The 20,093-nt window shown below is 53.9% G+C and carries 16 protein-coding genes; 7 read left to right on the forward strand and 9 right to left on the reverse strand.

Translation table 11 applies throughout. The features are described 5' to 3' along the window. Positions 1 to 166: 166 nt before the first annotated feature. The 3 genes from PLIM_RS18385 (at position 167) to PLIM_RS18395 (ending at position 2,098) form a co-directional block, all read left to right on the forward strand. Positions 167 to 652: a fasciclin domain-containing protein gene (locus PLIM_RS18385; protein WP_013111820.1), complete on the forward strand. Its 486-nt coding sequence runs from the start codon at positions 167 to 169 to the stop codon at positions 650 to 652. A gap of 88 nt (positions 653 to 740) precedes the next feature. Continuing rightward, positions 741 to 1,307 (forward strand): RNA polymerase sigma factor, encoded by a 567-nt coding sequence (locus PLIM_RS18390; protein ID WP_013111821.1) that lies wholly within the window; start codon positions 741 to 743, stop codon positions 1,305 to 1,307. A gap of 44 nt (positions 1,308 to 1,351) precedes the next feature. Beyond that, a complete protein-coding gene (locus PLIM_RS18395; RefSeq protein ID WP_230849344.1) occupies positions 1,352 to 2,098 on the forward strand; it encodes an anti-sigma factor in 747 nt (248 codons plus the stop codon). Between the two features lie 868 nt (positions 2,099 to 2,966). On the opposite strand, the gene PLIM_RS18400 is transcribed toward PLIM_RS18395, so the two are convergent. The 3 genes from PLIM_RS18400 to rfbB all read right to left on the reverse strand — a co-directional run bounded on the left by PLIM_RS18400 (position 2,967) and on the right by rfbB (position 5,592). Continuing rightward, positions 2,967 to 3,284: a hypothetical protein gene (locus PLIM_RS18400; protein WP_013111824.1), complete on the reverse strand. Its 318-nt coding sequence runs from the start codon at positions 3,282 to 3,284 to the stop codon at positions 2,967 to 2,969. A 213-nt stretch (positions 3,285 to 3,497) separates the two neighbouring features. Continuing rightward, the gene (locus PLIM_RS18405) at positions 3,498 to 4,526 is read right to left on the reverse strand and encodes a hypothetical protein (protein ID WP_013111825.1); all 1,029 of its coding nucleotides are present in this window, start codon (positions 4,524 to 4,526) and stop codon (positions 3,498 to 3,500) included. 37 nt (positions 4,527 to 4,563) lie between these two features. Beyond that, positions 4,564 to 5,592 carry a dTDP-glucose 4,6-dehydratase gene (gene rfbB, locus PLIM_RS18410; RefSeq protein ID WP_013111826.1) on the reverse strand — a complete coding sequence of 343 codons (1,029 nt, stop codon included), beginning with the start codon at positions 5,590 to 5,592 and terminating at the stop codon, positions 4,564 to 4,566. A gap of 671 nt (positions 5,593 to 6,263) precedes the next feature. Here rfbB and PLIM_RS18420 point away from each other — a divergent pair. After that, the gene (locus PLIM_RS18420; protein WP_013111827.1) at positions 6,264 to 6,617 is read left to right on the forward strand and encodes an HPF/RaiA family ribosome-associated protein; all 354 of its coding nucleotides are present in this window, start codon (positions 6,264 to 6,266) and stop codon (positions 6,615 to 6,617) included. Positions 6,618 to 6,889: 272 nt separating this feature from the next. Here the strand turns inward: PLIM_RS18420 and PLIM_RS18425 are convergent, their stop codons facing one another. Next, positions 6,890 to 7,822, reverse strand: a complete 933-nt coding sequence (locus PLIM_RS18425) for a HEAT repeat domain-containing protein (RefSeq protein ID WP_196349481.1) — start codon at positions 7,820 to 7,822, stop codon at positions 6,890 to 6,892. 693 nt (positions 7,823 to 8,515) lie between these two features. Here PLIM_RS18425 and PLIM_RS18430 point away from each other — a divergent pair. After that, on the forward strand, positions 8,516 to 10,093 hold the full coding sequence (locus tag PLIM_RS18430; RefSeq protein ID WP_013111829.1) for an Hsp70 family protein: 1,578 nt from the start codon (positions 8,516 to 8,518) through the stop codon (positions 10,091 to 10,093). Positions 10,094 to 10,182: 89 nt separating this feature from the next. Here the strand turns inward: PLIM_RS18430 and PLIM_RS18435 are convergent, their stop codons facing one another. From PLIM_RS18435 to PLIM_RS18445, 3 genes are all read right to left on the reverse strand, one after another. Next, on the reverse strand, positions 10,183 to 13,455 hold the full coding sequence (locus PLIM_RS18435; protein WP_196349482.1) for a tetratricopeptide repeat protein: 3,273 nt from the start codon (positions 13,453 to 13,455) through the stop codon (positions 10,183 to 10,185). 896 nt (positions 13,456 to 14,351) lie between these two features. Then, the gene (locus PLIM_RS18440) at positions 14,352 to 15,269 is read right to left on the reverse strand and encodes an endonuclease/exonuclease/phosphatase family protein (protein WP_041402201.1); all 918 of its coding nucleotides are present in this window, start codon (positions 15,267 to 15,269) and stop codon (positions 14,352 to 14,354) included. 161 nt (positions 15,270 to 15,430) lie between these two features. After that, complete coding sequence (locus PLIM_RS18445; protein WP_013111833.1) at positions 15,431 to 15,622, reverse strand: hypothetical protein; 192 nt, start codon at positions 15,620 to 15,622, stop codon at positions 15,431 to 15,433. Between the two features lie 190 nt (positions 15,623 to 15,812). Here PLIM_RS18445 and PLIM_RS18450 point away from each other — a divergent pair, with 190 nt between their 5' ends. Further along, positions 15,813 to 17,198: a hypothetical protein gene (locus tag PLIM_RS18450; RefSeq protein WP_148227180.1), complete on the forward strand. Its 1,386-nt coding sequence runs from the start codon at positions 15,813 to 15,815 to the stop codon at positions 17,196 to 17,198. Positions 17,199 to 17,294: 96 nt separating this feature from the next. On the opposite strand, the gene holA is transcribed toward PLIM_RS18450, so the two are convergent. After that, positions 17,295 to 18,281: a DNA polymerase III subunit delta gene (holA, locus tag PLIM_RS18455; RefSeq protein ID WP_013111835.1), complete on the reverse strand. Its 987-nt coding sequence runs from the start codon at positions 18,279 to 18,281 to the stop codon at positions 17,295 to 17,297. 198 nt (positions 18,282 to 18,479) lie between these two features. Here holA and PLIM_RS18460 point away from each other — a divergent pair, with 198 nt between their 5' ends. Next, positions 18,480 to 19,808, forward strand: coding sequence for a PQQ-binding-like beta-propeller repeat protein (locus tag PLIM_RS18460; RefSeq protein WP_013111836.1), 1,329 nt, complete (start codon positions 18,480 to 18,482; stop codon positions 19,806 to 19,808). A gap of 91 nt (positions 19,809 to 19,899) precedes the next feature. Here the strand turns inward: PLIM_RS18460 and PLIM_RS18465 are convergent, their stop codons facing one another. Further along, positions 19,900 to 20,085 carry a hypothetical protein gene (locus PLIM_RS18465; RefSeq protein ID WP_013111837.1) on the reverse strand — a complete coding sequence of 62 codons (186 nt, stop codon included), beginning with the start codon at positions 20,083 to 20,085 and terminating at the stop codon, positions 19,900 to 19,902. Between the last annotated feature and the right edge of the window lie 8 nt (positions 20,086 to 20,093).

Below are 20,093 nucleotides of genomic sequence, written 5' to 3' on the forward strand. Positions count from 1 at the left end.
TGCATCGGGGTTCCGGTGTTGAATCTGCGAAAAGAAATCGATTCTGGAATTATTTTGAATCCGCCAATGAGATCTCAGCGAATGCAAACATGAGCCGCTCAAAACTGTCGACAGCATCGTTTTTCGAATCTCAAGCTATTGAACCATTGTCAAAGGGAATCTGAACATGAAATTGTTTTTTGCCGCTGTCTTGTCGTTGGCTGTTGTTTTGGGAGCTTCGTCATTTGCCGCTGCCCAGGACAAGAAGGATATCGTGGATACTGCGGTAGGTGCAGGCAGCTTCAAAACGCTGGTCGCTGCCGTCCAGGCGGCTGATCTGGTGGATACATTGAAGAGCAAGGGACCATTCACTGTCTTTGCACCGACCGACGAAGCTTTCGCCAAGCTTCCCAAAGGTACGGTGGAATCGTTGCTGAAACCCGAAAACAAGGAGAAACTGATTGCTATCCTGACCTATCACGTGGTCCCCGGCAAAGTTATGGCCAAAGACGTTGTCAATCTCACCGAGGCGAAGACAGTGCAAGGTTCTGCCGTGAAAATTGCTGTTGAAGGTGGCAAAGTGAGCGTCGGCGGTGCGAACGTGGTGAAGACCGATATTGTGACCAGCAATGGCGTCATTCACGTGATCGACGCAGTCATGTTGCCCAAGTAGTATGCCTCATAGCTCTTAACGCAACTTGGACGGGGTCGGTCTGCTTACCGATCCCGTCCCTTTGCACGCCCAGTGAGAGGAGGTTGATTTGCAAGTCCCGCTTTTAACCCGCATTGCCAACGGTGATACCGGAGCGGTTGATGAATGTATCGACCGCTATGGTGGGCTCGTGTGGTCGCTCGCCCGCCGACTCTCCTCTTCATTAGCTGATGCTGAAGACGCCGTTCAGGAAGTCTTCGTGGACTTGTGGAAGAATGCGGATCGTTATCGCGGGGAGATTGCTGGTGAGGCGACCTTTGTGGCAATGATAGCGCGGCGGCGTTTGATTGATCGGCTCCGCAAGTCCGGACGCGAGTTGGAATCACGACCGATCGATGAGCTTGCTTTGCAACATGCGGCTCCCCTGCAGACTTCCCCCGTAGAATTGGCGGAAGAAGTAGCCCAAGCTGCGGCTTGTCTGGAGAGGCTGCGAAAAGATGAACGGAAAGTGCTGGAACTCTCGATCTATCATGGCTTGCCGCAAACGCGAATCGCCAACCAAACGGGGCTGGCACTGGGCACAGTGAAAACCATTGCACGACGCGGGTTGTTACAACTCCGAGTTTGCATGCAAGTCCGCAACCAGCGACGTGCGAATGAAGTTGAGGTCGTATGAGCAGGCATTCAAACCCTGAGACGAATCGTTGGGAAGAAATCCAGGTGACACGACTGCTGTTTGGTCTGACCGAGGAAGAGAAGACGGAGTACGACAGTATTGCGAGTCGAATCCCTGTCGAAGAACTCGAACAATTGGATCAGGTTGTCGCTTCTCTTGATGTGATTTGGGCGGACATGCAAACGGAACCACTGCCTGAACATCTACGCCACGCAATCCGAATTCGAGCCTCGCAGGAATTGGCCGCAAAGCCTGTTGTGTCATTGGCCAAGCCCTCGACCTATGCTATGGCGACCCTTCGCGGAAACAGATATCTGCCCTGGTTTGTTTCAGCTCTCTGCCTGATGTTTGCGGTGTTTGCCTGGCTCGATAACCGACCGATAGAGAAAGTACGCCCTGACGTCGCTCAACTGCAAGCTGAATTGCTCACTGCGAACCAGGGGCTTGTGCAGGCAAAATGGTCACCAGGGCCGACGCCCAGCGAAGGTGCCACAGGCGACATCGTCTGGAGTGCTTCGCAGCAACAGGGTTTCATGCGCTTTCGAGGATTGCCGGTCAACACGCCCAGCCAGGAGCAGTATCAGTTGTGGATTTTCGCCAGAAATCAAAGTGACACGACGCCGATTGATGGCGGGGTGTTCGACATCACATCGACCGAAGAAGTTGTCATCCCGATCAACGCGAAGCTGTATGTTCAAGACGCGTATATGTTCGCAGTTACGATCGAAAAGCCAGGCGGCGTGGTGGTATCTTCTCGCGAACGACTGCCACTCCTGGCCAAAGTCGAATAACCCAAGATCAATAGAAAGATCATGCAAAACGAGGTCGCTGTGTCCCGTTTCGCAGGCTGGCAGGGTGGCCCAGACGTGGCTCTGCACGTCTGGGTGACGCCAGTCACAAGAAATCGTTGTACAAAATACGCCAATTCCCGTAGAACCCACGGGCCGATATTCTGATGTCTACCAAAGTAGCCACACTACACGAGGTCACTGGCAGATCCGCACCTCGTACAGAATCTTATCAAAGCTTCTCAAAAATACGTAATACAGTCCTTCCAGCAGCAAATCTCAACTGCCTCCGGCAACCCACAGCGGGTTAACCTCGCAGGTTTAAATATATACATCATAGTAACCATAAAGTAGCATCGACAGTAATAGAACAAGTTCTTCTTCTGGATCACGATGACTATGAACATAAATGCAACAACTGGAATCATTCGGCTTGATAGGGTTGTAGCCGAATACGACGCATGGCTTGATGCCAGTCTTTTTCCAGTCCCCAAAATGAGAGTGAAAGTCATTCAACGACGGAATGATTTTGCCGCGTTCACGAACTTGCGACGATGTGATCGTGTAACCGGACAACCTGATGGCACTGCTGGACTTGGCGATACTCCAGACGAAGCGTTAACTGACTTGCTTACAAGATTCGTAGCGGAAGCTCGTGAGGCTCTACCACCCGACGGGTTTGTTGAAAGTGACTTCGTTTGGTCTGCGCCTGAAGACTTTTAGTCAAATAGAGTAGGTTAAGGCTTTGCGCAACCCACCAACTCAGAAGACTCCAAACCCATCAGCAACTATTTCAGGGGTAGGGAGGACTCATTGGATTGAGACAACACGAAGGGGTCAGAACTCATTGATTTTGTCGGCACCACTACCTCTACCCCGTCGAAAGTTCATATTCATCAAGCGAGGTAGAACTTACAATATCCATAACCCGGTCGATGGATTCCAATATTGACTCTCGAATGCCGACGGGAGCATGCAAATCGATCCAATTGCGAAGTTGAGAAATCTCTTCGATAAACTGATCCTTAAACTCCTGCCTTATGACTAACGCCGGAAGACATTCTATCATCTGTAGCCCAAGTTCCTTTGCGGGCGGCAACCAATAGGTGACAAACGTATTTGCAGCGCAAACTGGGGTGAATGTCGGTTCACCGCTCTTTCTGTTTGTCTTGCATAAATCGATTGCCATGTCAGATTTCCTTCTTACGGCCCATACCACATCGCAGTTTGGCCCCGATTGAAATTCTGATTTTTACCAGGTTTGCCAAGCCACAAGAGGTCTCTTGCACCACCACACCTCCCACAGAATCCCAACTGAGTTTTCAGCAACCCCCACAACCGTTCATCCGGCAGCAAAACCTCCCCTGCCACCCGGCAGTATCAATTCGTTAAACCCCAGACGTTACCAGAACTTCCACCAGGGCCGTTTCAGTTCTTCAGTAGGTGATGTTTTGGCCTTGGCGACTCCTTCCGGCAGGCGTGCGGGAAGCTCTAAGGTTTGCCACCATTGATCGACTTCCGGGGCTGGTAGCTCTTCGACAATCCGCAGTGATGGTGGTGCTGCCATCAGGAACGGCCGGAAGAAATTGCCATCCCACTGCCGGCTCTCCAGCATCGGTGGCCATAACAGCACGATCTGCTGTGAGTCGATCATCGGGATCGTGCTGGGGCTCAATTCTCCCCAGATCGAGGCGAGAATATTCGCTTGGCTGCTGGTTCCATTTCCGTAATGCCACCACGCCGCATCGGTCACATCGTGCATAGCCGGGCCAGTCGCCACTTCCACGAGTTCCTGTGAGATACGTGGAGCGTAAGTCAGACGCGGTGCCAGCTCGATCTGCAGCAGTGTAAACAAATGAAAGCAGTTGGAAAGGTTCTTGTACTCCACGCGAAAGGCGCGACGTTCCGCGACATCGATGGCAATCAATGAACCACTGGTACGAGACAGGAGTTCATAGACCCAGTTGCAACCCGCCGACACCCCTTCAACACGTTGCAGTTCCTGCATCAACTGTTCGTCTTGGCGATACTGCGCCCAGCGTGTGGGACTGCGTGAAATATGGGCCACAATCCCTTGCCCCAGAAACTCCAGACCACTCGATAACTCGGACGAGACAGGTTCCGAAAGATCGTCCGGGATCTTGCCCATCCAGCCGCGTAACGCTTCGATCAACCGTGGAATCGCGTAGTCAGGATCAGCACCATGCTCGACACCCGCCCCGAGACTGACAGCCAGAATTCCACATCCCACCGGCGATCCGACCTGTGGGATCGCGTCCGCAAGGATCGTGACGGCTTGTCGACGATCGGGATGCTCCGCTAACGCATTGAATGCGTTCCTCAATCGATCGCTGATTTCTCGACCAACCTGCGCTTCCGCACTCGCGACAACGTCCTGGCACAGTGCTTCCAGGCTGATTTCATTCGCCATCTTTAAACCTTGTCCGTCTGCGAGATACCCCAGGAGCCTACTTCAGTACAGCGTTCACCCAGGCCTGATTGCCCAGATACCACTCGACTGTCGCCCGCATCCCCTGCTCGAATGTGACCGATTGTTTCCAACCCAGTTCCCGCTCGATCTTCGAACAATCAATCGCATAGCGGAAGTCGTGACCGGGACGATCGGAGACAAACGTAATCAGGTCGGCATGCCGGCCACCTTGTGGCCTGGGGCGCAACTCATCCAGCACTTTGCAGATCACATGGACCAGGTCGATGTTGCGAACTTCCGCCCGGCCACCAATCGCATACGTTTCCCCAATCATGCCGGTTTCGAGAACTCGCAGCAGAGCCGAAACATGATCCTGGACATGCAGCCAGTCGCGCACGTTCTCTCCCTTGGCATAAACAGGGATCGGCTCTTCGGCCAGCGCTTTGCGAATGACGACCGGAATCAGCTTTTCAGGAAACTGGAAGGGCCCGTAGTTGTTGCTGCAGTTGGTGACCAGCACTGGCAACCCATACGAATGATTCCAGGCCCGCGCCAGATGATCGGCAGAGGCCTTGCTGGCCGAATAAGGGGAATGCGGGTCGTAGCGGGTCTCTTCGGTAAACTGGCCGGTAGCCCCCAGCGCACCAAACACTTCATCCGTCGAAACGTGCAGAAAGCGGAACTTCGCTTTGTCGCTGGCCGCGAGCTTCCCGTAATGCGTGCGGGCCGCTTCCAGCAATGTGTAGGTTCCCACAATGTTGGTGTTGATGAACTCTGCCGGCCCGGTCAACGATCGATCCACATGGCTCTCAGCTGCCAGATGCATCACAGCGGCTGGCTGATACTTCGCAAAAGCCGCATCCATCGCTTCCCGGTCAGCAATATGCTTCTGGATCAGGAGATGTCGCGGATGGGTCGCTACTTCTTCCAAAGATTCAACATGCCCCGCATAAGTGAGACAATCGACATTCACCACTGTCCAATCGGTGTTCCTCACCAGATGACGGACAAGGGCTGAACCAATGAATCCACAACCACCGGTAACGAGAACATGCATGGTAAGCATCCGTGCCTTGCGAGAACTTCAGGGTTTTGAAAATGAAAATGTGACCAGCAGTCATACACAAATCAATGCCAATTGGGGAGTTCCGTCGATATCAAAAAATTCTGATCGGTTCCCTGATTTTCGTCATCCACCCCAGCATCTTAGTACGTTAAGATTACATGCAGACACAACACGCCAGGAAACGCCAGGCCTCGCCATGCGACACACCAGGCAGGCCGGATGACGTTCCCCGGATTATTTCTGCGGCATCATTCATCGAGCGAAGACATCCTTCCGTGTTGTGCCTGCCTTTGATGTGATCGTGCAAGCTGGCAGGTTCTCTGCCTCACTCAACAAACATGCTTTTGATTGAGCATGTCGATTGAAGATGTGGCCGCATCAGCCAGCTTTCTGATCAGCGGGCAGTGTCGTTTCAATCTCTGATTCAACGTTTCTATTTCCAGTAGTGATCAATGCGCAGTGCTTGTCGTGACATGCTTGCAGCTTTGGGCAAGCATGTCTTCGCGATCCTCAACGCTTGTTTCATGTGACAGGTCGTGGGAATCCTGGAAGTTGGGGAGTTGAACAACAGATCGTTTCGTCAGCCCGCAGGAACTCGAGTCGGTTTTCTGTGAAGTCTTCCGTAATTCGCGGCTGTTTATCTTCCAGAGTTTTCGAGAGAGAGGCGATGAATGCATACGAATCTCATCACGCGTGGATTGGTTCTTCCTCAAGGTCTCAGAGAATTTGTCGATCGCAAACTGGAGTTCGCACTCGACCGTTTTCAGCTTTCGCCGGCTGATGTCGAGATCACCCTCGAAGATATCAACGGTCCTCGGGGCGGTCAGGATAAGCGATGTCGCTTGCGGGTCGGTAACACCAAACGCACACGAGTTCTCATTGAGGAAACCGGATCGGATCTGCAGCGTGTTCTTTCGCGGACAGTCGATCGCATGGAACAGGCCCTGGCCAAACTGCATCGCAAACATCATTCGCGAGCATCGCGGCAGCCGGGTCGCCGCCTGGCGATGGCAGCAGATCTTTAGGCCACAGGATTTGTTCTGTGTCCTGAGCCAGATTTCATGTTCTCACCCAGTGTTTGTCTCGTTAAGCGATCGTGTTGTTAAATCGTGTGGATGCAATGATGTTTTATCACTGCACCAAGGTCACCTGAACGCGACCCGTCATCACGACCGCTGAACTGTCCCGGCAGGCCCGGCTGCAAAATCTGCAGCCGGGCCTGCTTGTTGGATCGCAGCACAAGCTCGCCCTCATCCCGGCCTTCTCCCGTCGGAACGGGAGAAGGAGTAAAAAATCCTTATTCGTCACTATTGCTGGCGGGTGTGGCGTCTCCCGGTTTGGGCGCACCATCCAGCCGACGCAGGGCCTGGGCTGCTTCTTCCTGTAGAGGATCGGCGGGTTGTCTGGCAATGGCTTGTAATGTTCTGCGGATCGCAGGAGTCCCTGAGCCACTTTGTGCCAGGCTGCGAATGGCGGCTTGCCTGACCTCGACAGCAGGATCATCAACCAGCTTCAGCAGTGCAGGCTCAATCTGAGCGACGAGATCAGCTTGTGAAGTGAGATTGCCCAGCGAGGTCGCAGCAATCATACGGATGTTGACTTCATCACTTTCGAGAAGTCCCAGGAGCACAGGTGCGACCTTCGATTCGTATGCGACAATCGAAGAGAGGACGGAAGCCACATTGGCCCGCACAAACAGAGACTGATCCTGCAATGAGCTGACAATCTCCGGTGCCGACGATTCTGCTTCGGGGCCCAATTGAGCCAGGAACATCGAGGCGAGTTCGCGAACCATCAGATCGTCGTCTTTCAAGTGGCGAACATAAATTCCAAGGGCTGTGGTTCCCAGTTGTGTCAGTTTTTGTTCGGCAATCTGCCATTGATCGGGAGTCGAACCTCCGCGTGCAGCCTGCAGCAGTTCAGCAAAGGCTGCTTCAGCTGCCGGAGAACTTTCTGGCAATCCACTATTGCGAATACCCGTCGCCATGGTGGGATTTTCTGGCACAGGCAACAGGAGTTGGCCAGGGACAGCGGCGGGGATCGTCAACACTGCCGAACCTGAGTTGGCTTCTGTGACTGGTGCAATGGTGAGCACAGGGAAGTCATCTTGTGAAGCCTGCGAACCTGACACGGAAGCGTCTTCCTGAGTGGGCGCTTCTGATGAGTTGGCACTGAAAGCGGGATCTTCCGCCTGCTGGCAACCAGCCACCGCCATGCCGACAACGAGCATGAGGATGAATGCAAGCTGGGTTCGACATCGATTGGGCCAACGATCAGCGAAGAGAATATCTCGCCCGGCAACAGGGAATGATTCCTGTAAGGTGGATTTGCTCTGATGTTCACAAGCTCTGCATGCCAAATGATCAAGCGAGTGAGCACTCGCCATGGCTTCACTTCGATGCTTGGATGATGGATGGGATTTCATAGTTGATTGCTCTCCTGCAGCCGGTTCCCTGGCGAGGGGAATCTTGACATGCCTGAGGCAGATCTCCAAGAGGTGTTTTGGGGGAGGAGTTTTGGAATCTGTCAGCTGTTCGAATCGGCGGCAGACAGGAAGCGACCTGAACCTGTGTTTCGATGAGGGGTTGCTGTGTACAGTTCATCAGATGTCGAAGGGACGGTGATTCGATCGAGAGCTGACCGACAGGGGCAAATTAACGGTTAAAAGGATCAATCGGGCTGGAGTGCAGGAATTTCACGGCAAGTCGAGACAGGCCATACTTGCGTTTGGGGGTTCTCCGGGAGCAGAATGATCGAAGTCAATTTCAGCCAGCTGGCTTCCCACAGGATGCTCTCAAACGGTCTGTCGAGACCAGTCCTGACGTGGCGAAGCTGCAACGCCACTTTGATCGAAATGCATCATTTCGATTGACCTTCTGTATGTCACAGGTTTCAACCTCGCAACATTTATAGAGCAAGACTCATGAAGTTCCTCGCAGGAAACACCGTTGGCGTTGACCTTGGCACGACTTATTCTGCGATGGCACGGATTGGTGCCGATGGCCAGCCGACCTCGCTGCAGAATGCTGATGGTCGCAACATTACGCCTTCGGTGGTGCTGCTGGCTGACGACGGCTCAGTAGTCGTCGGCCCCTCAATTGAGCGTGCCTCGTTAGAATCGGCCGATCATATTGTCGAAGCTGTGAAGCGGCAGATGGGCAATAAAGACTACTATGTGGTCTATCAGGGTAAGAAGCTGACACCTGAGTTTATCTCGGCCCTGATTCTCAAAAAGATGAAACAGGACGCGGAAAAAGAGATCGGCCCGATCACCAATGCCGTCGTAACAGTCCCGTATTACTTCAATGATGTTCGTCGTAAAGCGACACAGGACGCAGGTCGTATTGCGGGTCTGAACGTGGTCGACATTATCAACGAACCGACAGCCGCGACGCTTGCGTATGCGTGGATGAAGGGGGAATTGGGCCGGACAGATCTGATCCAGGAGCCGAAGACCATTCTCGTGTACGACCTGGGTGGTGGTACGTTCGACGTGACCGTCGTGCGATACACGCCAACACAATTCCGGGTTCTGGCGACGGACGGTGACGTGATGCTGGGTGGTCTCGACTGGACGAGACGACTTGTCGACCATGTGGCGGAACAGTTCTTGCGCAAGTTTGGCGAAGATCCCCGGGAGGATGCCGACGCCATTCGCGATTTCAACCGGGAGTGTGAACAGGCCAAGCGGGATCTGAGTAGCAAGCCACAAGTCCCGGTGACCGTTTACTTCCGCGGGAAAACGCTGTCAGTCTCGTTGACACGCACTGATTTTGAACGCATGACGGCTGATCTGCTCCAGCGAACACAGGATACGACCGAACTCGTGCTGCAACAGGCCGGCGTAGCCATGGGGCAACTGGACGATGTTGTGCTGGTGGGCGGTTCGACTTACATGCCTGCTGTCGAGAAGATGCTGGCAGAGACTTGCGGCCGTAAACCTTCGCGAGATCTCAGGCCGGAAGAAGCGGTCGCCCAGGGGGCTGCTATTCATGCGGCCATTCTGGAAGCGCGGGCTGGTGTCCAGAACTCGCAAGTGGTCGATGCCATTCGCAAGCGGCTCAACAACGTGACGACTCTGGATGTGAACTCCCATTCGCTGGGAGTGAAGGTCTCCAGTCCGGAAGACCGGGCCAAGAAGATCAATCACATCATGATTCCCAAGAACACGAACATTCCCTACAGCCTGACGCAGCGCTTCCGCACGAATGCTGATAATCAGAAAACGATTCACGTTTACATTCTCGAAGGGGATGCGAAAGATCCCGCAGCCTGTACGCAGATTGGTGATTTCCGCATCACAGGCTTGCCGGCAAATCTCCCGGCTGGTTCACCAGTCGAAGTAACCTACAGTTACGAATCGACAGGTCGAATTGCTGTGGCTGCACGGGAACTTGTCAGTGGCAAGGCCGCCTCGACTGAAATCGTTCGGGATATGGGCCTGACAGACCAGAACATCGATGTCTTCGAAGAACTGGCCAAGGGTTACAAGGTCGAATAGGTCGATGAGCGTCGTGATGAAATCTGCTGTGGGATGACATCGATCATGCATCCCGCAGGCAGGCTGAAAGACGACTGAAAAACATCGGCTCAATTGCGTTTGCGAGCCGCTTCCAGTCGCTCTTTCGCCTCGGTGGCGTAACTGACATTCGGAAACTCGCGCAGCAGCCGTTCGTAGGTCGCAATGGCTTCCTTCCACTGGCTACGCTGTTCGTCGCATTTGGCTGCCTGAAGTAAACCGGCCGCCTGCCATTCGGGGAAGGCGTAATTGGAGTAGACCTTCTGGTATTCCAGGAATGCCTGCTTCCAGTTCTCCTGGAGAAAGTAGGTCTCTGCGAGCAGAAACTGGGCCTTGGCAGCGAGTTCTGTCTGCTGGCTTTGCGGGTCCTTGGTCACGATCTGAAAAGCTGCTCGGGCTTCATCAAATTTGGCTTGCTGTTTGTAGGCTCGGCCAAGAACTTCTCGAATCTGCCAGCGGGCAGGTCCGGGTGGTTGCCAGCCATCAAGTTCTTCCGCAGCGTCTGTCAGACCTTCATAGTTGCGATGGCGTAACCGGGCCTCTGCCCAGAGTACCCAGGGCCTGCCATGCCAGTCTTCGATTTCGCCCTGTTTTCTCGCAGCACGAATGGTTTCGCGCAGAGTATCAAGTTGGGGAAGTAGCGCGGTGGCAGTTTCCACACTGAGATCAGTGGCCAGTTGAGATTCAGCGAGTGCCACTGCGACTTGCAGCTTTTGGGGGCTTTCGGGATAGGTGGCCACAAACTGACCACCCAGTTTTCTGACGTCATCCCAGCGCTGCTGTTCGATGGCGAGCACGACGAGTTGATAAAGAGCCCGTTCTTTCACACTGACATCGGACTGTTCACTTTCCAGCAGTTCTTCGAGTGATTTTCTCGCCCGCGCAAATTCACCTTGAATCAAGTCGCTCTCCGCCAGGCTCAGCTTCGCGTTATCAGCCAGTGGGCTTTCCGGACATTCAGCGACTAAGCGCGCAAAAATCTTGTCGGCCTGCTCAAATCGACCTGCCTCATAATTGATCAGAGCCCATTCATTGAGTAACTGATCAAACACTTCCGCTTTGGGAAACTTCTTGAGCAAGGTTTCGTACGCTTGATCGGCCTGTTCAAGTCGCCCGGTCTGTTCGAGAGTGCGGGCCATCATCAGGCCCGAGCGATATCCAAACAGCACCGGGGCTTTCAATTCCTCTTTCACGCTGGCGGCGTCTTTGGGCGTGAAGCGATCAAAAGCCTGTTGAAAGACCTTGAGTGCTTTCTCGGTCTCTTTCGCCAGCAGCCAAGACTCCCCTTCGTAATACATCGCCTCGGCCTGAAGCGGATGCTGCGGGAATTTTGCCGATAACTGGGCAAATTCTTCAGCCGCCAGTTTGTAATCGCCCAGACGAAATCTCGACCAGCCTGTTCCTCGCCACGCAAATGGTTCATTGGTCGTACCTGCGGCCAGTCGCTTCAGTTTCTCGAAGTCAGCGAGAGCGACTGGCCATTGCTTGGCAGCTTCTGCCACTTCGGCCTGATCCATCAAAGCGGCAGCGACCGCAGGATCACCAGGAAACTCGGCTTCAAACTGCTTGATCACAGCTTCGGCCTTGGCCCACTGTTGCGCTTTGGCGTATGCCAGGCCTTGCAGCGCATAGGCCCGCCTTCGCTGAGTGGCCTGAGGGAACATACTCAGGTATTTACCTGCGACCGCAGCACTGGCTTCAAAGTCGCCAAGGCTGAAGAGGACTGACATCTCGATCACGAGCGATTCGATAATCTCCGGGCGAACACTTTGTGCATTGATCTGTGCCGCCAGAGGGGCAATCATTTCCCGCGCTTCGGGAAGTTTGCCCTGCAGTTGCAGAACCAGTCCTGAAAAGTATCTGGCCTGATCTTTCAGTTCGATCGATGTGGCTCCTTGAAGCGTTTCTTCAAAGGCCACTTGAGCCCGCTGGAGAGCTTCCACATTGCTCGTGCGGGTCCCTTCTTCAAGATCCCGCCGACCTTCCAGCAGTCGCACATGCCATTTGAGTGAGCTTTCCGGGAAGGACTTGCGAAACTGCGCGATCAAGCTCTGAGTCTTGGCGGCATCCTGACGATCCAGCGAGAGATCAATCACCATCAGCAACGCATCATCGGCGGAATCACCTTGCGGCCACTTCTCTACAAGCTGGAGTGCCAGCGCTTCTGCCTTTTGTGTTTGTCCCAGTTGTCTGGCGGTAAGTGTCTGCTGATACAACACGCTTTCCGCGATGGACGATCCACCGGCCAGGTCAAAGCTCTTTGCAAAAGTAACGAGGGCAGCTTCCAGTTGATTGCCATTTTTCTGGCTCAACCCTTGCCAGTACAGATAGCTCGCCGCCTGTTGCTTCTGCTGAGGCGTCCATGTCGATGACGTCTTTTCCAACTGAGCGGCAAGTTTTTCAAACTGCGCGGCTGCGGCATCGAACTGACCGGTCTGAAAGAGCGCATAGCCGCGGTTAGTGAGTGCTGTCTCTGCGAGCGGGCTTTGAGGATATCGCTCGGCCAGCAATTCAAACTGGCGAATGGCAACGGGATAATCCTTGGCTGTCGAGGCTTGATTTCCCAGCAGCAGTAAAGCATCAGCTGCATGAGGATGATTCTGTCTGGCGGCGATGGCATCGAGCAGCTTTTGTCCTTCTGCGGTTTTGCCAGCCGCTGAATAGGCCTGAGCCAGTCCATACTCGATGTCATCCGCAAGGGCACCAGCTGGGAAACGCTTACGGGCTTCCTCGAAGGTGGTGATCGCAGCTTGCGGGTCTTTGAGCTGGAGCTGTACATCTCCCAGATAAGCAAGTGCCCGTGGTGCCAGGGCATCCTGGGGATACTTTTCCAGATAGCTTTGCAGTTCCTGCTTCGCAGCCGGGAAATCATTGAGCAAAAAACTGCATTCCGCCACCCGGTAACGTGCCTGAGCGACGTTGCTGTTTTCGGGGAAGTTTTTAAGAAACTCTCGCAGGACGGTCCGGGCCTCGACATAGTTCTGCTGGTTGATCAGAGCCAGACCAATGTAGATTTGCGATTCCGGGACTCGCGGACTTTGAGGGTTGGCTTTGATGAATTGACGAAAGGATTCGACAGCATCTCCCCAACGACTCTGGCGGTACAATCCCACGCCGTTATTAAAGTCACTCAGGTCTGCTGAATTGGCAGGCGGCTGTGCCAACGTTGGCTGAAGAGCGAACGATTGGAAACCACAGATCATGGCCAGCCATAAGAGGCTTGAGCAGGCCAGGCGCGCTTTGGCCCTAATGGCACCGAGGTCATACCCTCTTGTCGAGCCGTCCTGTGGGACACAGCGATTCATCGCTCTGAGGGATTGATCATGCGTTTGCAATTGGTGCACTTCTCCTTCCGATAGAAGGCCTGGCAATCCGCCTTTGAACAACATCCCCGCTGGTGATGCGTTTCGGGCCAGACGATTGCCACAGCAATAATCAGAGTAACTTTGCACGGCTCGCAAAAAAAGACCGCCATCGCCATCCTGAGGGGGAAAGGATGACGATGGCAGTCAGTGGACTTGATGCCCAGGTTATTGGACAGGTTGCGGGGCCTGCACAATTCAGGGCATCAATTCCATTCAAAACGGTCAACATCAGGTGATGGTTCGCTGAAGCCTGCTGAAAACGAACGTCATTCAGGCTTAAGCAGGAAAGGCAGGCAACAGGTCAGACTCATGCGCAGGAAATAGAACCTTGCTGAGTGATACAGACTGTTCTTTCATCGCTAAGTATCGGGAAGGTGGTCGTCACGCATCGGCAAAATCTGCGGAATTCCACTCTTGCCGAATGCAACCTGCCCACCGGATGTAACGATTCTAAGGAATCTTTGAGTCAGAAATCGGCTGACTTATGGCTCAGGCACTTTGTTAAGTGCCATGCTTGCAGCTCTGGGCTGTCCATTACAAACAACTTTTCACCCACCCATGGGTGGCACGACCCTGGAGGCCCCAAAAAACAAATCACAGCGAAAGGGCGTCGTTCTTGCGCGGGTGGCAGGGGTCGGATGTCTTCATCCGCCCCCAGGTCATCAAAGTTCGCAAGCACGATTGCACCTGTATTGTCCCTTCCCCTGACTATTGCCATGAACAGTCAACGCCCCATGAACTGGGGGCAAACGAGGACGTTTGACCCCAGCCACACGTCTAAACACCTTTCGGCAAAGTTGTGTGTACGAAGCAGCAGCTCTGGGCAAGCATGGCCTCTTCAACCAACACATCACAATGATTTCACCGAAAGCGACTTATCGCTTCGGCTCTTCAGGCCATTCCAGCCTGGCACGAACGACAGGGTGATCGGATAGCTTGGTTGGAATGACTTCGGCCGAGATCGTTTTCAGGCCGCGGGTCAAAATCCAGTCGATATGAGCGGCCTGAGTGCTGCCATTTCTTCGGGCGATAATCTCGAGCGGATCTTCTGTTCCCTCCACAGCAAGTAACGGTTTCATCAAAGGATCTTCGGGACGTGTGTTCAAATCCCCCAGCAGGATGCAAGGGGGTGCCAGTGACTTCCACAGCTCGATGAGAATGGGCCATTGTGCGGGTCGATCCGTCGTGCTGTCGAGATGCGTGGCGAGAACTGTCAGGCGAACTTCACCCATTGAGACGGGAATCAGTGCGATCTGTCGGAAGGCTTTACCTTTCGCATTAGGGAGTGGAATCGTCGCGATCTGGCCAGGAGGGCGGCTGAGCAATAGACCATTCCCGCCATTCACTTGGCCCCATTGAAACTCTGTGGGAAATTCCATGGCCCACAGTCCCATGGATGCGCCCAACTGGCGCGAGAACGTTTTTCCATTGATCAGTACATCTTCCTGCAGGGCAATGATGTCACAGCCATCGAGCAGCTGGCGAAAGCCATCGATTTTCGCTGGTTGATCACCCCCTTTGCCGCGATGCAAATTGAACGTAGCCACCTCAAAGAGAACTGGCTGATTGGTGGAGTCCGCTTGTGGCAAATCGACCGCTGTTGGAGATAAGTCTCCATCGGCAGGTGGCGGGAAAATCGCGACTGGCTGATGGAGATCGGCAGGAACCCGGTCACTTCCCCAAGAGAGCAAAAGCGCCACCAGCAGAAACCACGGCAGAAGGATCGCGAGTTTCACACCCACAAATTTCGAATTTCGTGTCGGCGATCCAGTCAGAAGTGGCTTAGTGCCCATAAGCCGACGATCCTTCGGTAACAAGCTGCGATCGCACTACTGGAGAGAATGATTCTGGCTCTGTGTGCCCTGCTTGCAGCTCTGGGCAAGCATGTCTTCTCAACCAACACAGTGCTGTTATTTCATGCAAAAGGTCTCGCGTGAGACTTAACTCTTGGAAATCAGTCGTCATTGACTATAGCAACACATACAGCCAGTCCATAGGTTGCCCACAGCACTTCATCAACCCCTTCAAATCGCTTGCCAGATGATTGGTCTTTGTAAGTTTCAGTTGACGCCAGGTTGCTCGTCGCGAAATCAAGGAAACTTGCCTCTTGCTTTAACATCAAAGAATCTGCATATTTGCGGAACATTTCATCGCAATTCTCCTTTCTTTGCACCGATCCCGTGACTTGGATTCATCCACGGGACATGGATTCAGCAAACCCTGTCTGATCATTTCGGAACACTGACATGATGTGCCCATGCACTCTCCCCAGACTTCGAAGTCGTCTTGGAAATCGGCCTTCAATCCATACCTCTCTGGCAATGTTCCTCGCCTTGATGTCGGGATTGATGATCTCAGGTTGCTCCACAAGGGAGTCACCCAATGGAGCGTATCAGAAGCTCGTTAATGGCGTCCGGAGTGAAAACTTCCAGCTGGTCGTAGACAGCCTGTCGACAGAGACCGTCAACAACACGCTCGATACCATGCTGCGAGCGCTCAGGCCACAGATCGCGATTCTCGGCATGACCGGGCCTGGCAAGGAGTTTATCGATATCTTCAAGAGGTACGGCGTCGATCTCCAGAAGTTAGATCCCGGAACCTCTAATACCCAAATTGTCGATCGACTCACAGATCGATACCAGTGCCTGGTCGAAGTGTTGGGTTTCAGTTATCGCCTGCAAAAACAGAATCCCGGCGGAGCAGCCGCTCTGGCGTCGTTCTCCCGCATCGGCCAGGATCCGAACACGACGTTGGCCAGTATCAAATACGACGGTGATCGCTGTACAGCCGAAGCCCGCTATACCGTCGATGGCAAAAAGTATCGCGAGCCACTGAATTTCGTGCGGCAAGGAGGCACCTGGCGCATTGCTCAGGTTCCTTCAACACCAGATACCCTGGCCTCTCGTGGCCCGGTTTCAGGGAATCAGGCGGTCGCCGTTTCTACCAATTCAGCTCCCGCTCATGGAACGCCTCACGGAGAGCATGGTGCTCCCGAGATGCAACTCGCTCAAGCGACACCCGGCACCCCTTCCGGTGGACACAATGAGTCGGCAGCTCCAGCCCCACATGCAGCTCCTGCGACAACTCCTCCATCAACACCGGCAGGTCATGGAAGTGAGACACCGGTTCCCATGCCGCTGCCAGAACAGGCCGCCACTCCGCCAGGTCATGCTCCTGAAGGCCAGGCCCCGGGAGGGAATAACATCCCCAGGCCACAGACTCCCAATGGTCATGGTGAAATGGCCAATGCACCAGCCGGCCTTCCACCAGCAGGTGAAGGAAATAATCCTGCCAACCCTGGTGGCGCAAATCCGGGTGGAGCAATTCCAGGTGCTGACGGCCAGAATCCTGCCAACAGCATTCCTCAGGCACCCACCTTTCCTCTGGGGACAGCCGAGTATGCCGTGCAGAAAATCTGTCTCTCAGTAGCGGCAGGTCAATACACCGGGCTCGATGGCGTGATCAGTGAAAAAGCCGATGGATTGCTGGCACAGATTCGAGACGGTGCCGTATCGGAAGACGAAATCCAGAGCCTGAAAAAGCGATTTGGTGAAGTTCGTCTGCTCAGTGTGAAACCCAAGGGAGGGACTCGCACGGTCACTTTGCAGAATACGTCGGGAGAATCTCTGGTCTTCACTCTGGCCAAGGAAGACGAAATTTTTCGCGTGAAAGATCTGGATATCAAACAGCCAGCCAGTGCCAAACGCAAAAAAGCCAGCTGATGACAAACCCGTCCCATGCTTTCTGTGCCATGCTTGCGGCTCTGAGCAGGCATGCTCAATAAACTCTCCAAATGTCATTGATTTCAGCGATGGGCATTATTTCCCTGAAAGCTGCATCAAGAGACGTTCCATCTGAATCCGTTCCGGGAGTTTGCTGCCACCCTTAAGACCGAGATCGGCCTCCAGCAGAATCTGGTAGAGTCGATCGGCCCGTGCTCTGCCAATCCGGCGGAAATAAGCCTCCACAGCCCCTTGATCGCGCGGAAAAACACCCGCCTCTTTCATCGCCTGAGGTAGTGGCATCGATCGCGAAAGTTCGGCTGCAATCGCCAGTTTTCGATAAACGAACGAAATCCCACCCAGCAGCTTTTGGGGAGCTTCATTGGCGCGCAGCAGGTCTTCCAGGCATTCGAGACTGCGTGCCAATTGGCCATCTCGGGCTGCATCGGTCATTGACCAGGTGGTTTCGGTGGTCCACCCCCCGACCATACTGCGGACATCTTCAAGTTCAATCTGTGTTCTCGCTCCTGTGTATGAAGAGAGCTTACTGAGTTCCTGCTCATAAGTTCCGAGATCTTCGCCGACGAGTTCCACCAGCAGTGAGAGCGCCTCGCGCGTGAGTGTTTTCCCAAACTGAACCTTGGCCAGATTGGTCAGCCACTTGTTGAGTGCCGGCCCTTTGAGTTCGCTGCAATCAACTTCGAGGCCTTTCGAGGCACAGAGCTTGGCGATGCGCGTGGTCTTGGGGAGCGATTTCACTTCCAGCAGCAGAATCGATTTTTTAGCGGGCTGCTCGAAATATTTCTCGATGGAGCCACGATACTTCGAGACGAAATCGTCGGCCTCTTCAATGACAATCAGGCGGCGGTCGCCCCACATCGAAACCATCGAAAGTTCGTCTTTGACGTTCGGCCACTCTGCCGTTTTACCAGTAAGCCTGGTGAGAGACGCATCGTCTCCGCCCAATGCCAGCTCGATCAGCCGGGCCAGCACATTCTGACGCAGCTTCCATTGAGTCCCCACGCAAATGATCACCGGCGGCAACGTCGGTTGAGCATCAGCCAGAAACTCCGTCGCGTGCATGGTATGCTCCCATCGAACAATTCTGTGCCGGGCGTCATGATGGAATAGCGTAATCATTCGCCGGGGCGTTTGTCAGCCCATGCGGATTGATCGATGATGATGGACCATCGATTGGAAAACCTGGCATCGACGATTGGCATTTTTCTCTACAATATGAAGTGATTCGATCCGCGATCCTCCCTTCTAAGGACTTGAAGGATGCCCACTGCACACTCCCCAGACGAGCGCATGCCACAATCGAGCCGACGAGAATTCATCAGCCAGCTGACCTGGTTAGGTGGTTGTGCAGTCTTGAGCAGCACTGCTGCCGGCTTTGCAGCTGGGCAAATTTCAGCAGCCGAAGTCGATTCATCGGCCAGCGATCATTGGAATCAGTGGCGCGGGCCACAGAGAACCGGTTTTGCTACCCGAAGTTCGACACCCGATTCACTCGATGAATCGCATCTGCAGACCCTCTGGAATGTCCCTCTCGAACCCAGTTATTCCGGCCCTCTGATTTCAGGTAATGCCGTTTATACGACCGCCACAGTGGGCCAGAAGACCGAACACGTCTACCGGCTCGATCGAACCACGGGCAAAAAAATCTGGGAACAATCGTGGGAGGGTGCCATCTCCGTCCCCTTCTTTGCCAAAGCGAATGGTGACTGGATTCGCGGGACACCCGCCCTGGCTGGCTCGCGTCTGTATGTCCCGGGGATTCGAGATCTGCTGGTCTGCCTGAATGCAGAAAATGGCGAGATTCTCTGGAAGCTCGATTTCGTGTCGAAGTTCAAGGCAGCACTCCCCACCTTCGGCTTTGTGGCTTCACCTCTGGTAACGGAAAAAATGGTCTTCGTGCAGGCGGGCGGAGCTGTCTGTGCTCTCGATCCAGAAAAGGGAGACCTCCTCTGGCGATCATTCGATGATGGCGGCGGCATGAATGGCAGCGCCTTCTCATCACCCTTTCTGGCAGAGATCGATGGTCAGACACAACTGCTGATTCAATCCCGCGAAAAACTGGCCGGGCTGGTCCCCCAAACAGGAGAAGTCCTCTGGCAGATTCCGATCCCCGCATTTCGCGGCATGAACATCACCACCCCCGTCGTCTGGAATGGCTGTGTCTTTACCAGCAGTTATGGCGGTGGTTCCTTCCTCATGAAGCCAGAGCAGACTTCGCCCGGCAAATGGACGGTCAACGAAGTCTGGAAGAACAAAGTTCAAGGATATATGTCGACCCCGATTGTCTCCGGCGACCATGCCTATCTGCATCTGCGGAATCAGCGATTTGCCTGCATTGATCTCAAGACGGGTAAAGAAGCCTGGATCACGCAGCCCTTTGGCAAGTATTGGAGCCTCGTCGCCATCGGCAATCGCCTGCTGACATTGGACGAAACCGGTGAGTTGCGGCTGATTCTCATGACACCCGAGAAGTTCGAGCAGATCAGCTCTCGATCTCTCAAAGACAACAGCTGGGCTCACCTGGCGGTGGCTGGCCAAGAGATTGCGATCCGCGACCTGAATGGACTAACCCTCTACAAGTGGACCTAGAGCATCACTGTCAAAGCGATTATTGGCAAAGCGATGAGCCCGCTGATCAAGATCGATCAGCGGGCTCAATTTCTTTTAACAGTTAGAGCAATCAGGCAGCTTCTGAGAGCTCTTCTTCGTCTTCGTCGTAGACGAGGTAATAAATCGTGTTCGAAAGCTCTTCAATGTGCGATCGAATGGTTTCGCTCGTGACCGATCCTGCTAACTCTTCGAGAGCAGCCACAACTCGATCCACTTCATCGCTCGAGATTTCTTCGAATTCGAGATCTTCAGACACAGGTTTCT

This window comes from Planctopirus limnophila DSM 3776, assembly GCF_000092105.1.
GTDB lineage: Bacteria > Planctomycetota > Planctomycetia > Planctomycetales > Planctomycetaceae > Planctopirus > Planctopirus limnophila.

Bases quoted from the DNA above. Each gene is read 5' to 3' on its own strand.
- PLIM_RS18385 (WP_013111820.1), top strand. From the start codon at position 167: ATGAAATTGTTTTTTGCCGCTGTCTTGTCGTTGGCTGTTGTTTTGGGA.
- PLIM_RS18400 (WP_013111824.1), bottom strand. From the start codon at position 3,284: ATGGCAATCGATTTATGCAAGACAAACAGAAAGAGCGGTGAACCGACA.
- PLIM_RS18405 (WP_013111825.1), bottom strand. From the start codon at position 4,526: ATGGCGAATGAAATCAGCCTGGAAGCACTGTGCCAGGACGTTGTCGCG.
- rfbB (WP_013111826.1), bottom strand. From the start codon at position 5,592: ATGCTTACCATGCATGTTCTCGTTACCGGTGGTTGTGGATTCATTGGT.
- PLIM_RS18420 (WP_013111827.1), top strand. From the start codon at position 6,264: ATGCATACGAATCTCATCACGCGTGGATTGGTTCTTCCTCAAGGTCTC.
- PLIM_RS18425 (WP_196349481.1), bottom strand. From the start codon at position 7,822: ATGCTCGTTGTCGGCATGGCGGTGGCTGGTTGCCAGCAGGCGGAAGAT.
- PLIM_RS18430 (WP_013111829.1), top strand. From the start codon at position 8,516: ATGAAGTTCCTCGCAGGAAACACCGTTGGCGTTGACCTTGGCACGACT.
- PLIM_RS18440 (WP_041402201.1), bottom strand. From the start codon at position 15,269: ATGGGCACTAAGCCACTTCTGACTGGATCGCCGACACGAAATTCGAAA.
- PLIM_RS18445 (WP_013111833.1), bottom strand. From the start codon at position 15,622: ATGTTCCGCAAATATGCAGATTCTTTGATGTTAAAGCAAGAGGCAAGT.
- PLIM_RS18450 (WP_148227180.1), top strand. From the start codon at position 15,813: ATGTCGGGATTGATGATCTCAGGTTGCTCCACAAGGGAGTCACCCAAT.
- holA (WP_013111835.1), bottom strand. From the start codon at position 18,281: ATGCACGCGACGGAGTTTCTGGCTGATGCTCAACCGACGTTGCCGCCG.
- PLIM_RS18460 (WP_013111836.1), top strand. From the start codon at position 18,480: ATGCCCACTGCACACTCCCCAGACGAGCGCATGCCACAATCGAGCCGA.